This is a genomic window from Microbacterium sp. W4I4, assembly GCF_030816235.1.
GTDB lineage: Bacteria > Actinomycetota > Actinomycetes > Actinomycetales > Microbacteriaceae > Microbacterium.
This window is the reverse complement of the sequence record NZ_JAUSXT010000001.1, coordinates 3,125,825-3,139,953: the sequence shown is the minus strand read 5'-3', so window position 1 is coordinate 3,139,953 and position 14,129 is coordinate 3,125,825. Positions and strand designations below refer to the sequence as shown.

Below are 14,129 nucleotides of genomic sequence, written 5' to 3'. Positions count from 1 at the left end.
GATGAACAAAGCTGCGCTCGGAAGGCTTGCAAAGGAGGTGCGGAAGGACTTCCACCTCACCGATGATCATCCCTTCGATCCTTTTCGCTGGTCGAACGAGAACGGCATCCCGTTCATATCGCTCCGCGAGTTCACCGCCGATGAGGCGGCGATGCGCCGATTCCTCGAAGAGAAACCGCACGTCTGGTCTGCCGCGCTCCTACGAGATGGGCGGCGCAGCCTCGTGATTTACAACCCGGAACGCAGCGCCGAGCGCATCCGCTCCGACCTCACGCATGAAGTCGCGCACTTCGAAGCCGAGCACGATCCATCACCTGCGTGGACAGGTGAGGACAACACTTGCGGCGGCGCGAGCAAAGCGCAGGAGAAAGAAGCCGCCGAACTTGCTGGCGCCTTGCTGGTTCCACAAGAGAAGGCCAAGGTCGCCGTCATTCGAGGCATCACTGCCGACGTCGTCGCCACCCGATTTCAGGTCAGTGTGGAGATGGCGAGCTGGCGCATGAGAATGTCGGGAGGCTACGCGATCCGCGAGCGCAGCCGCCGCAAGTGGAGCAGGACCGCGTAGCTTGCCTGCTCGGATTCGGCCCCTCCTCCGAGCGCCGAATGCACGCGGCCCGCTGCTGCAAGGCGCAGCACGCGATTGGAAGTCCCGCGCGTACGCACCGGCCCCACTCGCGGGCAGCGCCCGTTTGGGGATCGGAACCGCAGTGCCGTCCCGCTAGAGTGCAATGCCCATCCAGGGATTCCGAACGAGCGGTGGAAGGCTATCGAACGCATCCTCCGGCGCCTTCAGCCGGCATGGCTGGCAAGGGTCGTCTACGGTGGGCACGTCGATGTCTACCCTGTCAGGAATCCACCACACGATTGAAATAGTTGGCTCGGCGACAAAGGCGCTCAAGTGTCGGCGGGGTATCCGACGCGCACGAAGCTGCGGTGTCTGCAGGAAAGCAGAGTCCGCATACCGGTTTTGGGGCGCACGGTCGACACCGACAGAACTGGCCACTGAATTGTTGGCTGTGTCAAGACTTGCCGACGCAGTGTCCCCCCGAGAGAATCGCCCCCAGCGACAACGGCGGGCCGCTGCCTGGCCGGGAGCTAGGCGCTGCGACCTTTCGACGGTCGCCGCCTATCGAACCGTGGTGAGAGGCGTGAAGATCGCACGCGGCCGGTAGGTTTGCGGTGTGGCCAAGTCATTGTCGCTGAATGAGATCCGGACCCGCGCGGCGAAGCTGAGTCGTGACTGGGGGGACGAACCCGGGGACGAGCGGCAGCAGGCTCAATCGTTCGTGCGCGACCTGCTCGCTGTGTACGGGATCACGGAGACGCGGGCGGCGTTCTATGAGCGGCGGGTGAAGCGCGCCTCCACCGGGTCCCGCGGCTACATCGATGCCCTCATTCCCGGGTTAGCGCTGATCGAGATGAAGTCGGCGGGCATGGATCTCAGCGCCGCCGAGCAGCAGGCGCTCGACTACATTCACCACCTTCCCGACCCCGAGATGCCGCGGTGGGTGCTCACTAGCGACTTCCGCAGGTTCCGTCTGATCGACCTTAATGATGCCCGTGACACGATCGCCGTCGAGTTCGACCTGGAAGACTTCCGTGAGCATGCGGACAGGCTGGCGTTCTTCGCCGGGTATGGGCAGCGCTCTTTTGGGTCGAAGGAACAGGAAACCGCGTCGATCAAGGCCGCCAAGCTTATGGCCGGTCTTTACGAGGCGTTGGAGGGCTCTGGATACTCCGACCATGAGGCGAGCGTGTTCCTCGTCCGCACTCTCTTCGCGCTGTACGCCGACGACGCTGGCGTGTGGGACAAGGATCTGTTCCTGGAGTTCCTGGAGACCCGCACCGCGGAGGATGGCTCCGACCTCGGTCCCCAGCTCTCGCTGCTCTATCAGGTGATGGGTCGCGCCCCTATGCGACGGCAGTCCAATTTGGATGAGCTGATCGCCCGGTTCCCATACGTCAACGGCGGTATCTTCGAGGAGCCGTTGTCCATCCCGTCGTTCGATACGGGGATGCGCAAGCGGCTGATCGACGCGGCGCTGTTCAACTGGTCGGCGATCAGCCCGGCGATCTTCGGCAGCCTATTCCAAGCAGTCAAGGACAAGGCGGCCCGCCGCGACCTGGGTGAGCACTACACGACCGAGACGAACATCCTGAAGGTCATCCGACCGATGTTCCTCGATGACCTGCGGCAGCGATTCACGGACGGCTATCGCGACACGAAGACGCTAAAGAAGCTGCGGATGGATATGGCTCGGATGCAGTTTCTCGACCCCGCATGCGGCTGCGGCAACTTCCTCGTCGTCGCGTATCGCGAGATGCGCGCCCTCGACCTCGATGTGCTGGTGCGGATCCAGGAACTGACCGGCGAGACTGCACGCTCCATGTTTTTCACAGAGGACGACCTGGGCGTCAGGCTGTCGAGCTTCCACGGCATCGAGTTGGAGGAATGGCCCGCGCAGATCGCCGCGACGGCACTGCACCTGGTCGAGCACCAGGCGAACCAGGCGATGGAACTCGCCCTCGGGGCGGCCCCGGATCCCCTGCCGTTGAACAAGATCAAGAGCATCGTCGTCGGAAACGCCCTGCGCATGGACTGGGCTGATGTCATCGAGCCGAGCGATGACTTGCACATCATGGGAAATCCTCCATTCATCGGCATGAACCGGATGACGCCCGAGCAGCAGGCCGACAATCGCCTCACGTTCGCAGCCGTCGATGCGCAGGGTTTGCGCACCGGGCGTCTGGACTATGTGGCGTGCTGGTATGCCAAGGCGATGACCACTCTCCGCGGCACGAAGGGTGCTCGGGCGGCGTTCGTCTCTACGAACTCGATCACCCAGGGTGAGCAGGCTCGCACGATGGTACCTCTGCTGGACCGCAACGGCTTCACCGTCGATTTCGCACACCGTACGTTCCGTTGGACCTCGGAGGCACCGGGAGCGGCAGCAGTGCACTGCGTCGTCGTCGGATTCTCACCCAGCGCCCGGGTGGGACGGAAACCGCGCCTGTTCACTTACGACCACATCGCCGGTGAGCCCATCGAGCGCCCCGTCCAGCAACTGAACTTCTACCTCGCCGACGGCGCGAGCATTGTTCCCGCCAAGCTCACGCGCCCCGGCACCATCGGGATGCCGAACTCTCACAAGGGCAGCCAGCCCACGGATGGTGGACATCTGATCGTCACCGAGGAGCAGATGCCGGAGGCTGAGGCGGACGAGCAAGCTAAGCGGTACCTGCGCCAGTTCGTCCAGGGGCAGGACATGCTGCAAGGCATGCCAAAGCGCTGGTGCCTGTGGCTCAGGAACGCTGACCCGGCGGACATGCGCGGGTCTAGGGTGCTGCGTGACAGGCTTGCGGGAGTCCGAGCGGCGCGCGCCGGATCACCGACGGCTTCTGTGCGTGAGTTCGCAGACCGACCGGGCCTGTTCACGCAGGACCGGCAGCCGGACACGACGTTTTTCGCACTCCCGGAAGTGTCGTCCGAGAACCGCACCTGGATCCCCGGCCGCTTCTACTCACCCGACGTGATCGCCGGGAATAAGCTCATCATCTTTCCCGGTGCCCTGCCTTGGCACGCGGCGCTCCTCCAATCATCGATGTTCATGGCCTGGATTGAGACGTTCGCGGGCCGACTGGAGTCTCGCTACTCCATTGCCCCTGCCTTGGCGTACTTCCCGATCCCCTGGCCGACGCCTGACAACGCCACGACGACGAAGCTTTCCGACGTCTGGCGCGCAGTATCCGACGCCCGAGCCGACTACCCCGGCGCGACATTGGCAGACCTGTACGACCCCAACGCGATGCCCGGGAACCTTCTGGACGCGCACCGGAACCTTGATGCTGTCGTGGATCGCGCGTTCGGGACACGGCGCCGGTTCACCGATAACGCAGAGCGGCTGAGCTTCCTCATCGACGCCTACACACGCCGCGACGCCACCGAACAGCTGCTGATCCCCACGCCGGTACGCCGCCGTCGCTGACCCTCCGAGTCATCAGTCTGCACGCGCTCGGGCGCGCGGAATGCGGGCAGCCCGAGCACATGGTGCGTTGCCAAGCTGTCGTAGAGCACTCCGACGTGACTCCTCTCCGTCCGCCTTCCCGTACGTCGGCAACCGACCCCAGCACGCACCCCAACTTCGCCGCTGCCATGCTTGTGCCGTCCAACACACCAGCAATGACCGACAGCCGTGCACACGACGGTTCCGTCAAGTAGCACTGGCCCGAGTACGCCCCTCGCCTGCCCGTCCTCCGTCAGCGCGCGTGCGGGCGACTGCGCTGTTCTGGCCGGTCTCGACCAGGATCGTTCGAAGGCGATTCTCCGAGAGCCCAAGCTTCTCGCGCATCTGGTTCCTGGCCAGGCCGGCCGCGACGAGTTCGGTCACCGCGTCACAGTCCTTCTTCCACTGAGCGGCCTTCTCGGCTTCTCGTACTGCACGCCGAGCTCTCACGTCCGCTTGACGGACGTCTCGGAGGACGTAGTCGAACTCCACTGGGAAGTTGTGCAGTTCAGTCTTCGGATGAAGAACGAGTTCTGGGAACTCGAGCCCTGCCTTCAGAACGGCCCTGATGGTCCGCTCCGACAGGTGGTACTCGTCTTCGATGATCTTCTGCTTGATCTGACTACTCAGAGCATCCCAGAGCGGGCGGAACGTCTCGACGATGATCTCGAACGGTGGGAGGAAGCTATCGAGTCTCTTGAAGGTCGGGATGGCGACGAAGCCTTCGGGAGTCGCCTCGCCGATCTCTTCACGGTAGAACGCCCGCACGACGGCTGCCGTCGTAGTCCGGTACCCCGTGAGGTTGAGAATCCGGAGCTTCCGGTGCGCGTGTGCTGCATAGCCGCGCGAGAGGTTGCCAAGCTTCTTGCCCTCCCACTCAACGGCGACCGCAAACGGATCGTGCGGGTTGAGAGGCGTGGGCACGAGATCAACGACGATCTCACGAGCGGCGCCGGGTTCGAGATTCCACGTGCTCGCAGGAGCATAATCTGTACCACGCGCTGCTACCCACGTATGGGTCAGCGTGTCGTATGGCGGGTCTTGTATGAACCCACTCGAACGCGATTCCTCATGCGTGACCAGGACCAGCTCGTCAAATGTCTCGACCAATTCGCTGGCTTTGCGCTGGTAGGAACCCCGGCAAAGCCGACGCCATTCAGCCGGACTGATGCCGGCCTCCCATGTCCGTGCGTCGGCATCATCGTTGCGCCAGAACCGATCTGCTGCTGTCGCGTTCATGCGGCCAGAGCCTCGTCGTCATTCATGTCTCAGTACTGGATATTGTCTCGATGATCTGACCGAGCCAGTCGCGTGCTGATCCGACATCCGCAAGCACCGGCGTCTTGCCGTTGACCTCGGTTTCGGCGCGCGCGTCTGCATAAGCGAGCTCCCAGCCGTCCATCGGGCATATCGGCAGTGGCGGCCAGGCCTGCTGCCGTCGCCAGTCAAAGGTGCGCATACACAGGCGCTGCAGGTTGGCCAGGTCGGGGCTGGCGTTCCAGAGGAGTTGCAGGTCGACGAGGTCGTGCGCCCGCACATAGGCGGGGTCGGTCACGGCGTGGAGCTTCTGCGCGATCTGGTACTCCAGCTCGACCAATTCGACCGGCTGCAGGTCGCCGAAGCCGAACTGAGCACCGAACTTCACGAGTTCCCCGTCGATCTCCTTCCGCGCGTGCGCGTGGGAATCTATCTCGGGGTCGGACACCTCGACATCGAGCGCGCCCCAAGCAGCGCCGAGGAACGCTATCGACACCCGGTACGGGTGCATCACGTACTCGGGACGGTCGAGCCCAGGGTCGTGGAGCTTCACGGCGCGCACCGTCGCAGTGAACGCCACACGGCCGGGTGCGGCCGGGTTGCGTCGCAGTTCTCCCTTCGACGCGGGTACGGTGCCCCATCCCTGCGCCAGCCGCGCCCGGAACGCCTGTTCAAACTCTTCACCTCGGATGCATCGAGGTCGGAAGTGGCGCGCGTGCCGCGTTCGCCGAAGCGCAGCTTGACACCCATCCCGCCCTTGACCGCGACAGCGTCGGGGAGCATCTGCGAGACGATCAACGTGCAGAGCATCATCCGCGCACGCGCGACGGGGATGCCCAGCTCGCTGGCAACCTTCGCGAGCCGGTCGTTGCGCTGAGTGACGTTCAGCGGCGGAGTCACGTTACTCATGTCGACGTCACTCGTCCTATGGCGTCGTGCTGTTCTCCGACGAGTTCGCGCCGCTGTGCTGCATCGACTAGCGCCTCCCACCGGTCGGGTGGCATTCGATGCTGCATGTCCTTCAAGGCCCGTTGGACGGTCGTTGCGGGGATGCCTTCGTAGCGGGTGAGGTCCGAGTCGGGCACATCAGGTCGGTTCTCCAGGTCCATCCACTCCGGCAGAGCACGCCGCACCCGACGTCGCGTACCGACGCGCACTTTTGGCGGGTTGAACTGCCCGAGCCCGAACAGATGCAGCACGGACTCACGATGCAGGAACGCCCCGGCGCCGGCGAGAGCGACAGCTATCGTCGGCTCGGTCAACGGTGTCATCGGCACGTCACGGTGCGTGTAAACACCTTGCCCGTACCCCCGGAGTGCGCCTCGGGCAGCGAGCTTGCGTACCTCGACGGGAGGAACGCCCGCATCCTCCGCATCCGAGATAGTCACCACACCGTTGCGGGATGCAGCGATCTCCCACAGGTCCTGCCGATAGGTCGCCATCACGCCTCCTCGCTAATACCGTACCAAAAACGGTACTCTCTTGACAGGAGGGATTTAATGAGCATGGGCAATTGTGGAGTCGTGTACACAAGGTCTCTCGAACTGGTAGGACCGCTCAGAGGACCCCGGCGGTGCGAGTTCGCCGTTGGTAGGCTCGCCTCAAGGAGTCGAGATGTCACAGCAACTCTCGCCATGGCGAGTGAATGATGCGGTGCTTTACGACGCCTTGCGCGATGAGCTCCGTTCAGCCATCGCCACTGTGATGGCCACCGCCAATGACTCCGGCGACGACACCGTCGCCCTGGTTCGGCAGTTGCGGTCCGAGATGTACGGCACGGACGGGTTCGACCGCGACGGGATCGCTGCGCGTCTCGAAGCTGTGCGAGCATCCATGCGAACGGCATCGGAGCGGTCGCGTGGCTGACGATGAATCGATGGATGCTGGACGGGTGCAGGATGTCATCCTGCGGTCGTTGTTCGATGGCGCCCGTCCGAGCGGGACCCCGACGTTCGTGCTTCTGGCGGGTGCGCCGTCCGCCGGCACGGGACGTGTGATCGGGCGGCTACGTCGCGAGCATGACGGGGACCTCGTCCCCGTCTCGATCGAGGATCTGCAGGCCTTCCACCCGAGGTACTTGGACACGCAGTTCCGGCAGTCCCCTGCGGGTCGGAAGGAGTTGTCGCTGCTGGCGGCGTCGTGGCTGCAGGCCAGCATCAGCCATGCGCGTGAGAACGGGTACTCGTTGCTTCTTGAGGGCGAGTTCCGGACTCCGGGAACGGCGCTGGGCGTGGCGCTACGGTTTGCTGATGCCGGCTATGACGTGCACGTCGTCACGGTCGCTGCGCGCGATGACCAAAGCCTGCTCGCGGCCACGTCGCGTGGCCTCCGCCGCATGCAGGAAGGGCAGCCGGCGGAGTTCGTCACCCCTGCCGAGAACGAGCAGAGCATGCGGGACGTGAGCGCACTGATCGTGGCTGCCGCTGACAGCCCGTTGGTCGGACGGGTGTCCGTGCTCAATCAGCGCGGTGTGAGTGTCTTCGATGCCGAACGGTCAGAATCTGGGATGCTGAGCGGAGCATCCGTCGCACTGAGCACTTCACGGTCCGAGGCGATGAGAGCTCTCGACGCGGCCCAGTGGCTGAGCGAGCTTCGCCACATGACGGAGTACGCACGGTCCCCACGCACCGTCCCCACCGCCGCGCTTGATTCCCTCGTCGAGCTGCACGAGATGGCGATCCGACGCGTCGTTCCCGAGCTGCCCGTACCATCCGATTCTGAGGTCGCGAGGATTCAGCAGCAGAAGTTGGCCGCGGATCTCGCGGCACTCAGAGGCATGCAAGTGCACCCAGAGGCCGTCGATGTGGCCGCCCCTACGGTCGCACCCGTGGAGTCTGGTCCTTCGGTCTCCCGGTGAGTCGACCGCGCATTCTGGGCCCGTCCGGATAGCTGCCGATCCCTAGTGGGCGGTGGGCTGGGTAGTGCCGCGTCGTGGAATACCGGACCGAGCGCCAGCGAGGGAGGATATGCCGCGAAAGCGCGGAACGGACCAGCAGACCACCCACTACCCTCTTGCAGCCGGCGGTGCTGCCTCTGCTGAACAAATCGGGCTCGATGCGCATGTCGGTTCGTCGTGGTAGCCTGAACCCATCACGATCAGCCCGCTCGCCTCACGGCTCGGGCTGATTTTCTTTGTACGGTGGATGTGATGGTCGACTACAACAAGCCGTGGCTTTCGATCGATGCGCAGATCGACAAGTTGGCCGCGCGCGGAGTCGACGTCGGCCCGAGGCCTGATGCGTCGCAGTTGCTGCACGCAGTCGGCTACTACCGGCTCACGGGCTACCTCTTTCCGTTCCGACGCTCGGAGCAATACGAGGATGACGACGGCAGGGTTCGCGTTCGGGTCCTCGGCGAGTATGTCTCCGGCACATCACTTGATCACGCCGCTCGGGTGATCGACTTCGATCGTGCGTTGCGGATGCTGGTGCTGGACGGCATCGAGCGCATCGAAGTGTCACTCCGCATGGAGCTCGGTTATGTACTGGGTGAAGTATCGCCCTTCGCCCACCTCGACTCTTCCTCATTCGTCTCCGCATTTACCGACGTGCATCCGGATCCGGACACCGGCGAGCCGACAAGCAAGCACAGCGAATGGCTACGGCGAGTGGAAACCCGCCTGGCAGGCTCTGATGAGACGTTCGTTGCGCACTTTCGCAACAAGTACGACGGGCAGATGCCCATTTGGGCTCTCACCGAGGTTCTGGAGCTCGGGCACCTTGGCCGACTGTACGGCGGACTGACCAACTCGCTCGCGACGAAGATTGCACGCGGGTATGGAGCACCGTCTAAGCGGGTAATGGCCAGCTGGATTGCGAGCCTCAACTACGTGCGCAATGTCGCCGCGCACCATGCACGGCTGTTCAATCGCAAACTCGTGGTCGCCCCCGGGCGCCCGGCTGTCGGCGTCGTCCCGCTCCTGAATCATCTTCGCGATGAGGAGTCCGCGAAAGCTGTATACGGCCTCTACAACGCCATCGCCGTAACCGCGTACCTCCTGCGCTCAATCGACGGTAGATCCGGCTGGCCGCAGCGTCTCATCGAGCTGTTGGAGAACTTCCCGATGGCGCCTGGCCTATCCATCGAGGCCCTAGGCATGCATCCCCGATGGGCAGAGTTCGAACTGTGGCGCGTGTAGCGACGACCGCCGCGTAGTGACAGCAGGTCAGCGTTCGAGGGCGAATCGCTTGACAAGTTGTTCATCGATGAGGTCGGCCGAAAGTCTGCCCACCGTTCATCTCCGACCTCCGCAATTGACGCCTCGCAGTAGTCGAGCTCATCGGTCAGGCCGTGCTGCGGGTTCGGGCTCACAGCAGAATCTCCAAGGCGTCCTGGATCGAGGGACGCGCCTTCGGGAAGCTCTCGGCCATCGTGAGCAGTGCGGCGGGACTGTTGCCGCGTCCCGGCAGCCATTGTTTGAGCGCACTGATGGCGAGGTCGCTCCCCCAGGTGTGCCGTAGCCGGAAGAGATCGATGAGGGTCCGCTCGGCCGAGTACAGCCCGATCGCCCGTCCACCCGGCAGCGCGTAGTCCTCGCGGCCGATGTCGAATGTGTTGGCGTCGAAGCGGTGCCAGGCGATGGGTGCGTGATGGACAGTGAGTGGTTGCGTCCCGCGCGGGATAGCGATGTCGGTCCGTGTGGGGATCTCGTCGGTGAGTTCGTGCAACGACAGCGCGGTGAGTAGGCAGAGTGTTGCGTCGGACTTCTTCGCAGCGATCGCGATCCATGCCGCGGTCGTGTCGTCCGTGAGTCCAGCGCGCAGGAACAACCCGGGCGCGATGCGCTCGAACTCACCAGACTCGATCAACCCATTCAGGCCATGGCGGGTAAGACCGTGGCCTGCCAGACTGTCATAGCCGAGCAGGTCCGGCAAGGTTGCGGCGTCCATCCTCACTCCATTCCGACAGAAACCATTACAGATAAAGCATACCTGTGATGGTTTTAGCCGGAAAGCGGCCTCCCTCATCGGAGGACGACGATGGCGTCGATGAGGTCTGGCCGGAATCCCGACCATCGTACGTCCCCCGCTTCGACGACGGGCGCCTCGCGGTAGCCCAGTTCATCGACCAGGAACGCCCGCACCGCAGCGTTGTGTTCGGCATGGATGTCGACGAGGTCGTATCGGATGCCGAGCGCGTCGAGGCGCTGGCAGGTGAGGCGACACCGCTGGCATGACGGCCCGGTCGAATACACGGTGATGCGCGTCACGACACCTTCCCCCATCCGCTCCCGACTCCCGCCGCGCCACCGCCGTGCGCGCCGCCGGGAGGTCGAGAGTCCGACGATTCGGCACGTCCGGGGTCCCGAGCATCCGTACTCCGCGACTCCGCGACTCCTGAACTGCGGGATTGCGCATGTTCCGAACCCCCGGAGTCTGCGACTTCCGAAGTCCGCAAGTCTGGAACTCCGGACGTGACAGAGCGTCGGAGTTCGTCCTCGTCCGACCCGTGCAGCTCGCTCCGATGTGCGAGGAGCAGGTCGATGGCGACGCGGATGAGGGTGTTCTCGGTGATGCGCTCACGACGCGAGACGCGACCGCGCATCAACGCGCGGGCGAGGCTGGTCAGCTGCGCGTACTGGTCCTCACGAAGCCGAGTCTCCTTCCGGGTGAGCTGCGCGAACTTCGCGACCGGCTCCGCCACACCGTCCTGTTGGCGCTCGAGGCGCACGCGGGTCTTCTCCAGTCGCTCGCCGAGATTGACGTGCCCCAAGACTCACCACGCTCCCTGCAGTTGGGGACTCAACTGCTCGGTCACCTCAAGGCCAAGCAGGGTGACGTCCCAGATCGCCCCCTGCGTGCTCCGGTTGTCCCGGACCGTCGTGACGAGACGTCCCAGCACGGGAGCGTCGGCCTGAGCCTTGTACTGACGCAGGTACGCGTCCAGGCGCGGAACACCCAGCGTGACGTCAAGGAGCTCCTTCCACGTGTCCAGCTGCCCATGGACCCTCGGGTCGATCCGGTTCAGCAGAACCGCGAAGCGGGTGCCGCGTGGTTCGATCAACCGTTGGATCGTGCGCATCGTGGGCTCCACCGCCAGCGGTTCCGGGGCGAGGGGGACGATCACGAAGTCCGAAGCATCGACGACGACCTCCAGGATGCGGGTGTCCTCCAGGCTCCCTGGAGTGTCCACGATCACGAAGTCATACTCGCCTGCGAGAAGCGACAGCCGCGACAGGACGGACGGCTGCTGACGGCCGGCGAAATCGAACGGCAGATGCCGCTCGGCGTTCTCCGCCCACCACACCGTGGACTGCTGCGGATCGACATCCACCACCAGCACTCGATGCCGGCGCGACAACGCCGCAGCGAGTTGCATCGTGACGGTCGTCTTGCCCATCCCGCCCTTCTGGTTCGCGAGCGAAATGATCTTCAGACCGCCAGGATCTATCGCGGTGGAGGGGATGGCACGGTCAACGTGCATGACCGTCACTGGACGACATCGCAGAGGCGTCGATCCAGGCCTTGAGCTCTTCCAGGTCGTAGAGGACGACTCGGCCGAACTTGTAGTAGTCCGGGCCGCGCCGCTCGTAGCGCCACTCTGCCAGCTTCTTGACCGTGAGACCCGGGATCAGACGGGCCACCTCCTGCGGCTTCACGAATTCGTGCCCTACGTCGGGCGACTTCATGGTGGTCACCATAGACATCGTCTTCACCCTTCTTGCGTATCGGAATTGCGTATTGACACAAGTAGACGACTTAGTCGTACACTTAGTCAAGAGGTTTCTGCGAATCTCTGGCGCGGTAAGGCAAACTAAGGGGGTGAAGGTCGACGTGAAGAATCCTGATGGCACGGCAATGACATGGCAATCCGCCACACAGCCGGTCGGGTCCGCGCTGCGCATTGCACCCGAGTTCGTCGCCTCCGTCATCGACGACGACGCCGGCGTGGAAACGACGATCGAAGCTCACTACAACACGGACGAAGGCCGCTACATCGTCACCACGATCCTCAACCGCGCCATCCGGCCAGGCTTCGACCACCAAGCACTGCGACGCACAGCATCAGCAGCCATCGTGCAGGCTGCCGTCCCCCAATGCATCGCCGTGCGTCTCGGAGACGAACCAGATTCGAACTGGACTACCATCGCGGACCTCACCTCCGCCGACGGGCGGATCATCCCGCCGTGGATGGCAGCCACCGCCGTGAAACGAGGCATGAAGGATGAGCGGATGGAAGTCGTGGAAATCCTCTACGGCGCCGCCGCTCTCGCCGGCACCCCGCCCGTACGCGCCGTGCAAGTCGAACTCGACATCCCCCACCGCACCGCATCCGACTGGATCAAGAAGGCCCGCGACGCAGGACGCCTGGAAGGCATGACGTACACCGTCGGCCGCCAGGCCGATGGCTAGCATCACCTACTATCAGACGGCGGATGGGCGTCGATATCGCGTGAGATATCGCAAGCCAGACGGCCTCCAGACTGACAAGAGCGGTTTCAAGACCCGCCGCGACGCCGAGCAGTTCCGCGCACGTGTCGAGGTCGCCATCACTCGCGGCGAGTACATCGACCCCAAGGATGCTCGAGTGACGATCGCGGAGCTAGGCGAGCGCTGGTTGGCGAACAGGATGCGCGTCGTCAAACCGTCCTATGCGCGAACGCTGCAATCAGCGTGGGAGATTCAGGTAAGGCCCGTCTGGGGAGATCGCGCCATTACGAAGATCCTGTACTCCGAGGCAGAGGACTGGGTCTCAGAGCTGTCCGCGACAAGATCGGCGACCACTGTCGCCCGCGCGTATGGAATCCTTGCCGGCATCCTCGACACCGCTGTGCGGGACCGACGGCTCAGCTCCAACCCGATCCGAGGAGTCAAACTCCCACGCAAGAAGAAGAAGAGCCACGTCTACCTGACCCATCGCCAGGTCGACGTGCTCGCGGGAACCTCGCTCTACCCGACACTGGTCTACTTCCTCGCATACACAGGCATGCGCTGGGGCGAAGCCACCGGCCTCCGCGTCAAGCACCTGAACTTCACGCGCCGCCGCGCGTTCGTAGAAGAAAATGCCGTCACCGTCGGCGGATCGATCATCGTCGGCACGCCAAAGGATCACGAGAAGAGATCAGTACCCTTTCCAAGATTCCTCGCCGCAGATCTGCGTAAGGCAGCGGCCGGAAAGAACGATGATGAACTCGTATTCGGTGACGGCACTGACCACATGCGCACACCGTCATCGCAGGATGGCTGGTTCGTCGCCGCAGTGAAGCGAGCACGGAAGGTCGACCCCTCGTTCAAGAAGGTGACCCCTCACGACTTGCGCCATACGGCCGCAAGCCTGGCCATCAGCTCCGGTGCGAACGTGAAAGCTGTGCAGCACATGCTTGGGCACGCCAGCGCGGCCATGACGCTCGATACCTACAGCGATCTCTTCGAGGATGACCTCGACGCTGTTGCCGAGGCACTCGATCGAGCACGAACCGAGGCTCAGCCATTGAAGCCGACCGGCCTCGCCAACGGCGCGGTCGCACGAACGCGTCGCGCACAGAAGCTTCGCGAAGAGAACAAACGGTACTACGTCGCCGCACCCGTGACGGGCGCCACAGGATCCGGGCGGACCTTCGAACGATGACCTGAAGCATGCTCACCACGTGTGGCATGTCGAGGCGACTGCGATCGATGCTCCAGACGCACAAAGCGGCGTTTCGAGCGCGTGAGCATACGCTCCGATCGGACCGAATCCAGTTCAGATGTGTGAGAAATGTGTGATTTCACCCTTCTGGGCGAATGGCGAAGGCCCCTACTTCCCAGTGTTTTCTAGGGGAGTCGGGGCCTTCGGTGTGGCGGTGACGGTGGGATTTGAACCCACGGTAGGGGTGAACCTACACAACATTTCGAGTGTTGCACCTTCGGCCGCTCGGACACGTCACCG

Annotated in this window: 15 protein-coding genes and 1 tRNA gene; 7 read left to right on the top strand and 9 right to left on the bottom strand. The window is 63.8% G+C overall.

Features of this window, described 5'->3' with window-relative positions; translation table 11 throughout:
- Position 1 precedes the first annotated feature (1 nt).
- Together QF046_RS14825 and QF046_RS14820 are read left to right on the top strand one after the other, a co-directional pair.
- Complete coding sequence (locus tag QF046_RS14825; RefSeq protein WP_307371240.1) at positions 2 to 565, top strand: ImmA/IrrE family metallo-endopeptidase; 564 nt, start codon at positions 2 to 4, stop codon at positions 563 to 565.
- A gap of 616 nt (positions 566 to 1,181) precedes the next feature.
- Positions 1,182 to 3,986 carry a DNA methyltransferase gene (locus tag QF046_RS14820; protein ID WP_307371238.1) on the top strand — a complete coding sequence of 935 codons (2,805 nt, stop codon included), beginning with the start codon at positions 1,182 to 1,184 and terminating at the stop codon, positions 3,984 to 3,986.
- 225 nt (positions 3,987 to 4,211) lie between these two features.
- Here QF046_RS14820 and QF046_RS14815 read toward each other — a convergent pair whose 3' ends face one another.
- From QF046_RS14815 to QF046_RS14800, 4 genes are read right to left on the bottom strand one after another with little or no spacing between them, the layout of a single operon-like run.
- Positions 4,212 to 5,243: a hypothetical protein gene (locus tag QF046_RS14815; protein WP_307371235.1), complete on the bottom strand. Its 1,032-nt coding sequence runs from the start codon at positions 5,241 to 5,243 to the stop codon at positions 4,212 to 4,214.
- A 22-nt stretch (positions 5,244 to 5,265) separates the two neighbouring features.
- Positions 5,266 to 5,814: a nucleotidyl transferase AbiEii/AbiGii toxin family protein gene (locus tag QF046_RS14810; protein WP_307371233.1), complete on the bottom strand. Its 549-nt coding sequence runs from the start codon at positions 5,812 to 5,814 to the stop codon at positions 5,266 to 5,268.
- The gene (locus tag QF046_RS14805; RefSeq protein WP_307371232.1) at positions 5,811 to 6,170 is read right to left on the bottom strand and encodes a hypothetical protein; all 360 of its coding nucleotides are present in this window, start codon (positions 6,168 to 6,170) and stop codon (positions 5,811 to 5,813) included. Before QF046_RS14805 ends, QF046_RS14810 begins: the two co-directional genes overlap by 4 nt.
- Positions 6,167 to 6,703, bottom strand: coding sequence for a type IV toxin-antitoxin system AbiEi family antitoxin domain-containing protein (locus tag QF046_RS14800; RefSeq protein ID WP_307371230.1), 537 nt, complete (start codon positions 6,701 to 6,703; stop codon positions 6,167 to 6,169). The genes QF046_RS14805 and QF046_RS14800 overlap by 4 nt, the downstream gene beginning before the upstream one ends.
- Positions 6,704 to 6,875: 172 nt before the next feature.
- Here QF046_RS14800 and QF046_RS14795 point away from each other — a divergent pair, with 172 nt between their 5' ends.
- From QF046_RS14795 to QF046_RS14785, 3 genes are all read left to right on the top strand, one after another.
- Complete coding sequence (locus QF046_RS14795; protein ID WP_307371228.1) at positions 6,876 to 7,127, top strand: hypothetical protein; 252 nt, start codon at positions 6,876 to 6,878, stop codon at positions 7,125 to 7,127.
- Positions 7,120 to 8,118 carry a zeta toxin family protein gene (locus tag QF046_RS14790; protein WP_307371225.1) on the top strand — a complete coding sequence of 333 codons (999 nt, stop codon included), beginning with the start codon at positions 7,120 to 7,122 and terminating at the stop codon, positions 8,116 to 8,118. The genes QF046_RS14795 and QF046_RS14790 overlap by 8 nt, the downstream gene beginning before the upstream one ends.
- 291 nt (positions 8,119 to 8,409) lie before the next feature.
- Entirely contained in the window at positions 8,410 to 9,399 is a 990-nt protein-coding gene (locus tag QF046_RS14785; RefSeq protein ID WP_307371222.1) for an Abi family protein, read from the top strand.
- Between the two features lie 169 nt (positions 9,400 to 9,568).
- Here the strand turns inward: QF046_RS14785 and QF046_RS14780 are convergent, their stop codons facing one another.
- The 4 genes from QF046_RS14780 to QF046_RS14765 form a co-directional block, all read right to left on the bottom strand.
- Complete coding sequence (locus tag QF046_RS14780; protein ID WP_307371219.1) at positions 9,569 to 10,150, bottom strand: hypothetical protein; 582 nt, start codon at positions 10,148 to 10,150, stop codon at positions 9,569 to 9,571.
- Between the two features lie 74 nt (positions 10,151 to 10,224).
- A complete protein-coding gene (locus QF046_RS14775; protein ID WP_307371217.1) occupies positions 10,225 to 10,470 on the bottom strand; it encodes a glutaredoxin family protein in 246 nt (81 codons plus the stop codon).
- Between the two features lie 506 nt (positions 10,471 to 10,976).
- The gene (locus tag QF046_RS14770; RefSeq protein WP_307371214.1) at positions 10,977 to 11,684 is read right to left on the bottom strand and encodes a ParA family protein; all 708 of its coding nucleotides are present in this window, start codon (positions 11,682 to 11,684) and stop codon (positions 10,977 to 10,979) included.
- The gene (locus QF046_RS14765; RefSeq protein WP_307371211.1) at positions 11,674 to 11,907 is read right to left on the bottom strand and encodes a hypothetical protein; all 234 of its coding nucleotides are present in this window, start codon (positions 11,905 to 11,907) and stop codon (positions 11,674 to 11,676) included. The genes QF046_RS14770 and QF046_RS14765 overlap by 11 nt, the downstream gene beginning before the upstream one ends.
- Positions 11,908 to 12,022: 115 nt before the next feature.
- Between QF046_RS14765 and QF046_RS14760 the strand changes: the two genes are divergently transcribed.
- The gene (locus QF046_RS14760) at positions 12,023 to 12,613 is read left to right on the top strand and encodes a hypothetical protein (protein WP_307371208.1); all 591 of its coding nucleotides are present in this window, start codon (positions 12,023 to 12,025) and stop codon (positions 12,611 to 12,613) included.
- Positions 12,606 to 13,829, top strand: a complete 1,224-nt coding sequence (locus QF046_RS14755; RefSeq protein ID WP_307371206.1) for a site-specific integrase — start codon at positions 12,606 to 12,608, stop codon at positions 13,827 to 13,829. Before QF046_RS14760 ends, QF046_RS14755 begins: the two co-directional genes overlap by 8 nt.
- A 209-nt stretch (positions 13,830 to 14,038) precedes the next feature.
- On the opposite strand, the gene QF046_RS14750 is transcribed toward QF046_RS14755, so the two are convergent.
- Positions 14,039 to 14,128: transfer RNA gene (locus QF046_RS14750), tRNA-Ser, on the bottom strand.
- Position 14,129: the final 1 nt, after the last annotated feature.

Bases quoted from the DNA above. Each gene is read 5' to 3' on its own strand.
- QF046_RS14825 (WP_307371240.1), top strand. From the start codon at position 2: ATGAACAAAGCTGCGCTCGGAAGGCTTGCAAAGGAGGTGCGGAAGGAC.
- QF046_RS14815 (WP_307371235.1), bottom strand. From the start codon at position 5,243: ATGAACGCGACAGCAGCAGATCGGTTCTGGCGCAACGATGATGCCGAC.
- QF046_RS14805 (WP_307371232.1), bottom strand. From the start codon at position 6,170: ATGAGTAACGTGACTCCGCCGCTGAACGTCACTCAGCGCAACGACCGG.
- QF046_RS14800 (WP_307371230.1), bottom strand. From the start codon at position 6,703: ATGGCGACCTATCGGCAGGACCTGTGGGAGATCGCTGCATCCCGCAAC.
- QF046_RS14795 (WP_307371228.1), top strand. From the start codon at position 6,876: ATGTCACAGCAACTCTCGCCATGGCGAGTGAATGATGCGGTGCTTTAC.
- QF046_RS14785 (WP_307371222.1), top strand. From the start codon at position 8,410: ATGGTCGACTACAACAAGCCGTGGCTTTCGATCGATGCGCAGATCGAC.
- QF046_RS14780 (WP_307371219.1), bottom strand. From the start codon at position 10,150: ATGGACGCCGCAACCTTGCCGGACCTGCTCGGCTATGACAGTCTGGCA.
- QF046_RS14770 (WP_307371214.1), bottom strand. From the start codon at position 11,684: ATGCACGTTGACCGTGCCATCCCCTCCACCGCGATAGATCCTGGCGGT.
- QF046_RS14765 (WP_307371211.1), bottom strand. From the start codon at position 11,907: ATGTCTATGGTGACCACCATGAAGTCGCCCGACGTAGGGCACGAATTC.
- QF046_RS14755 (WP_307371206.1), top strand. From the start codon at position 12,606: ATGGCTAGCATCACCTACTATCAGACGGCGGATGGGCGTCGATATCGC.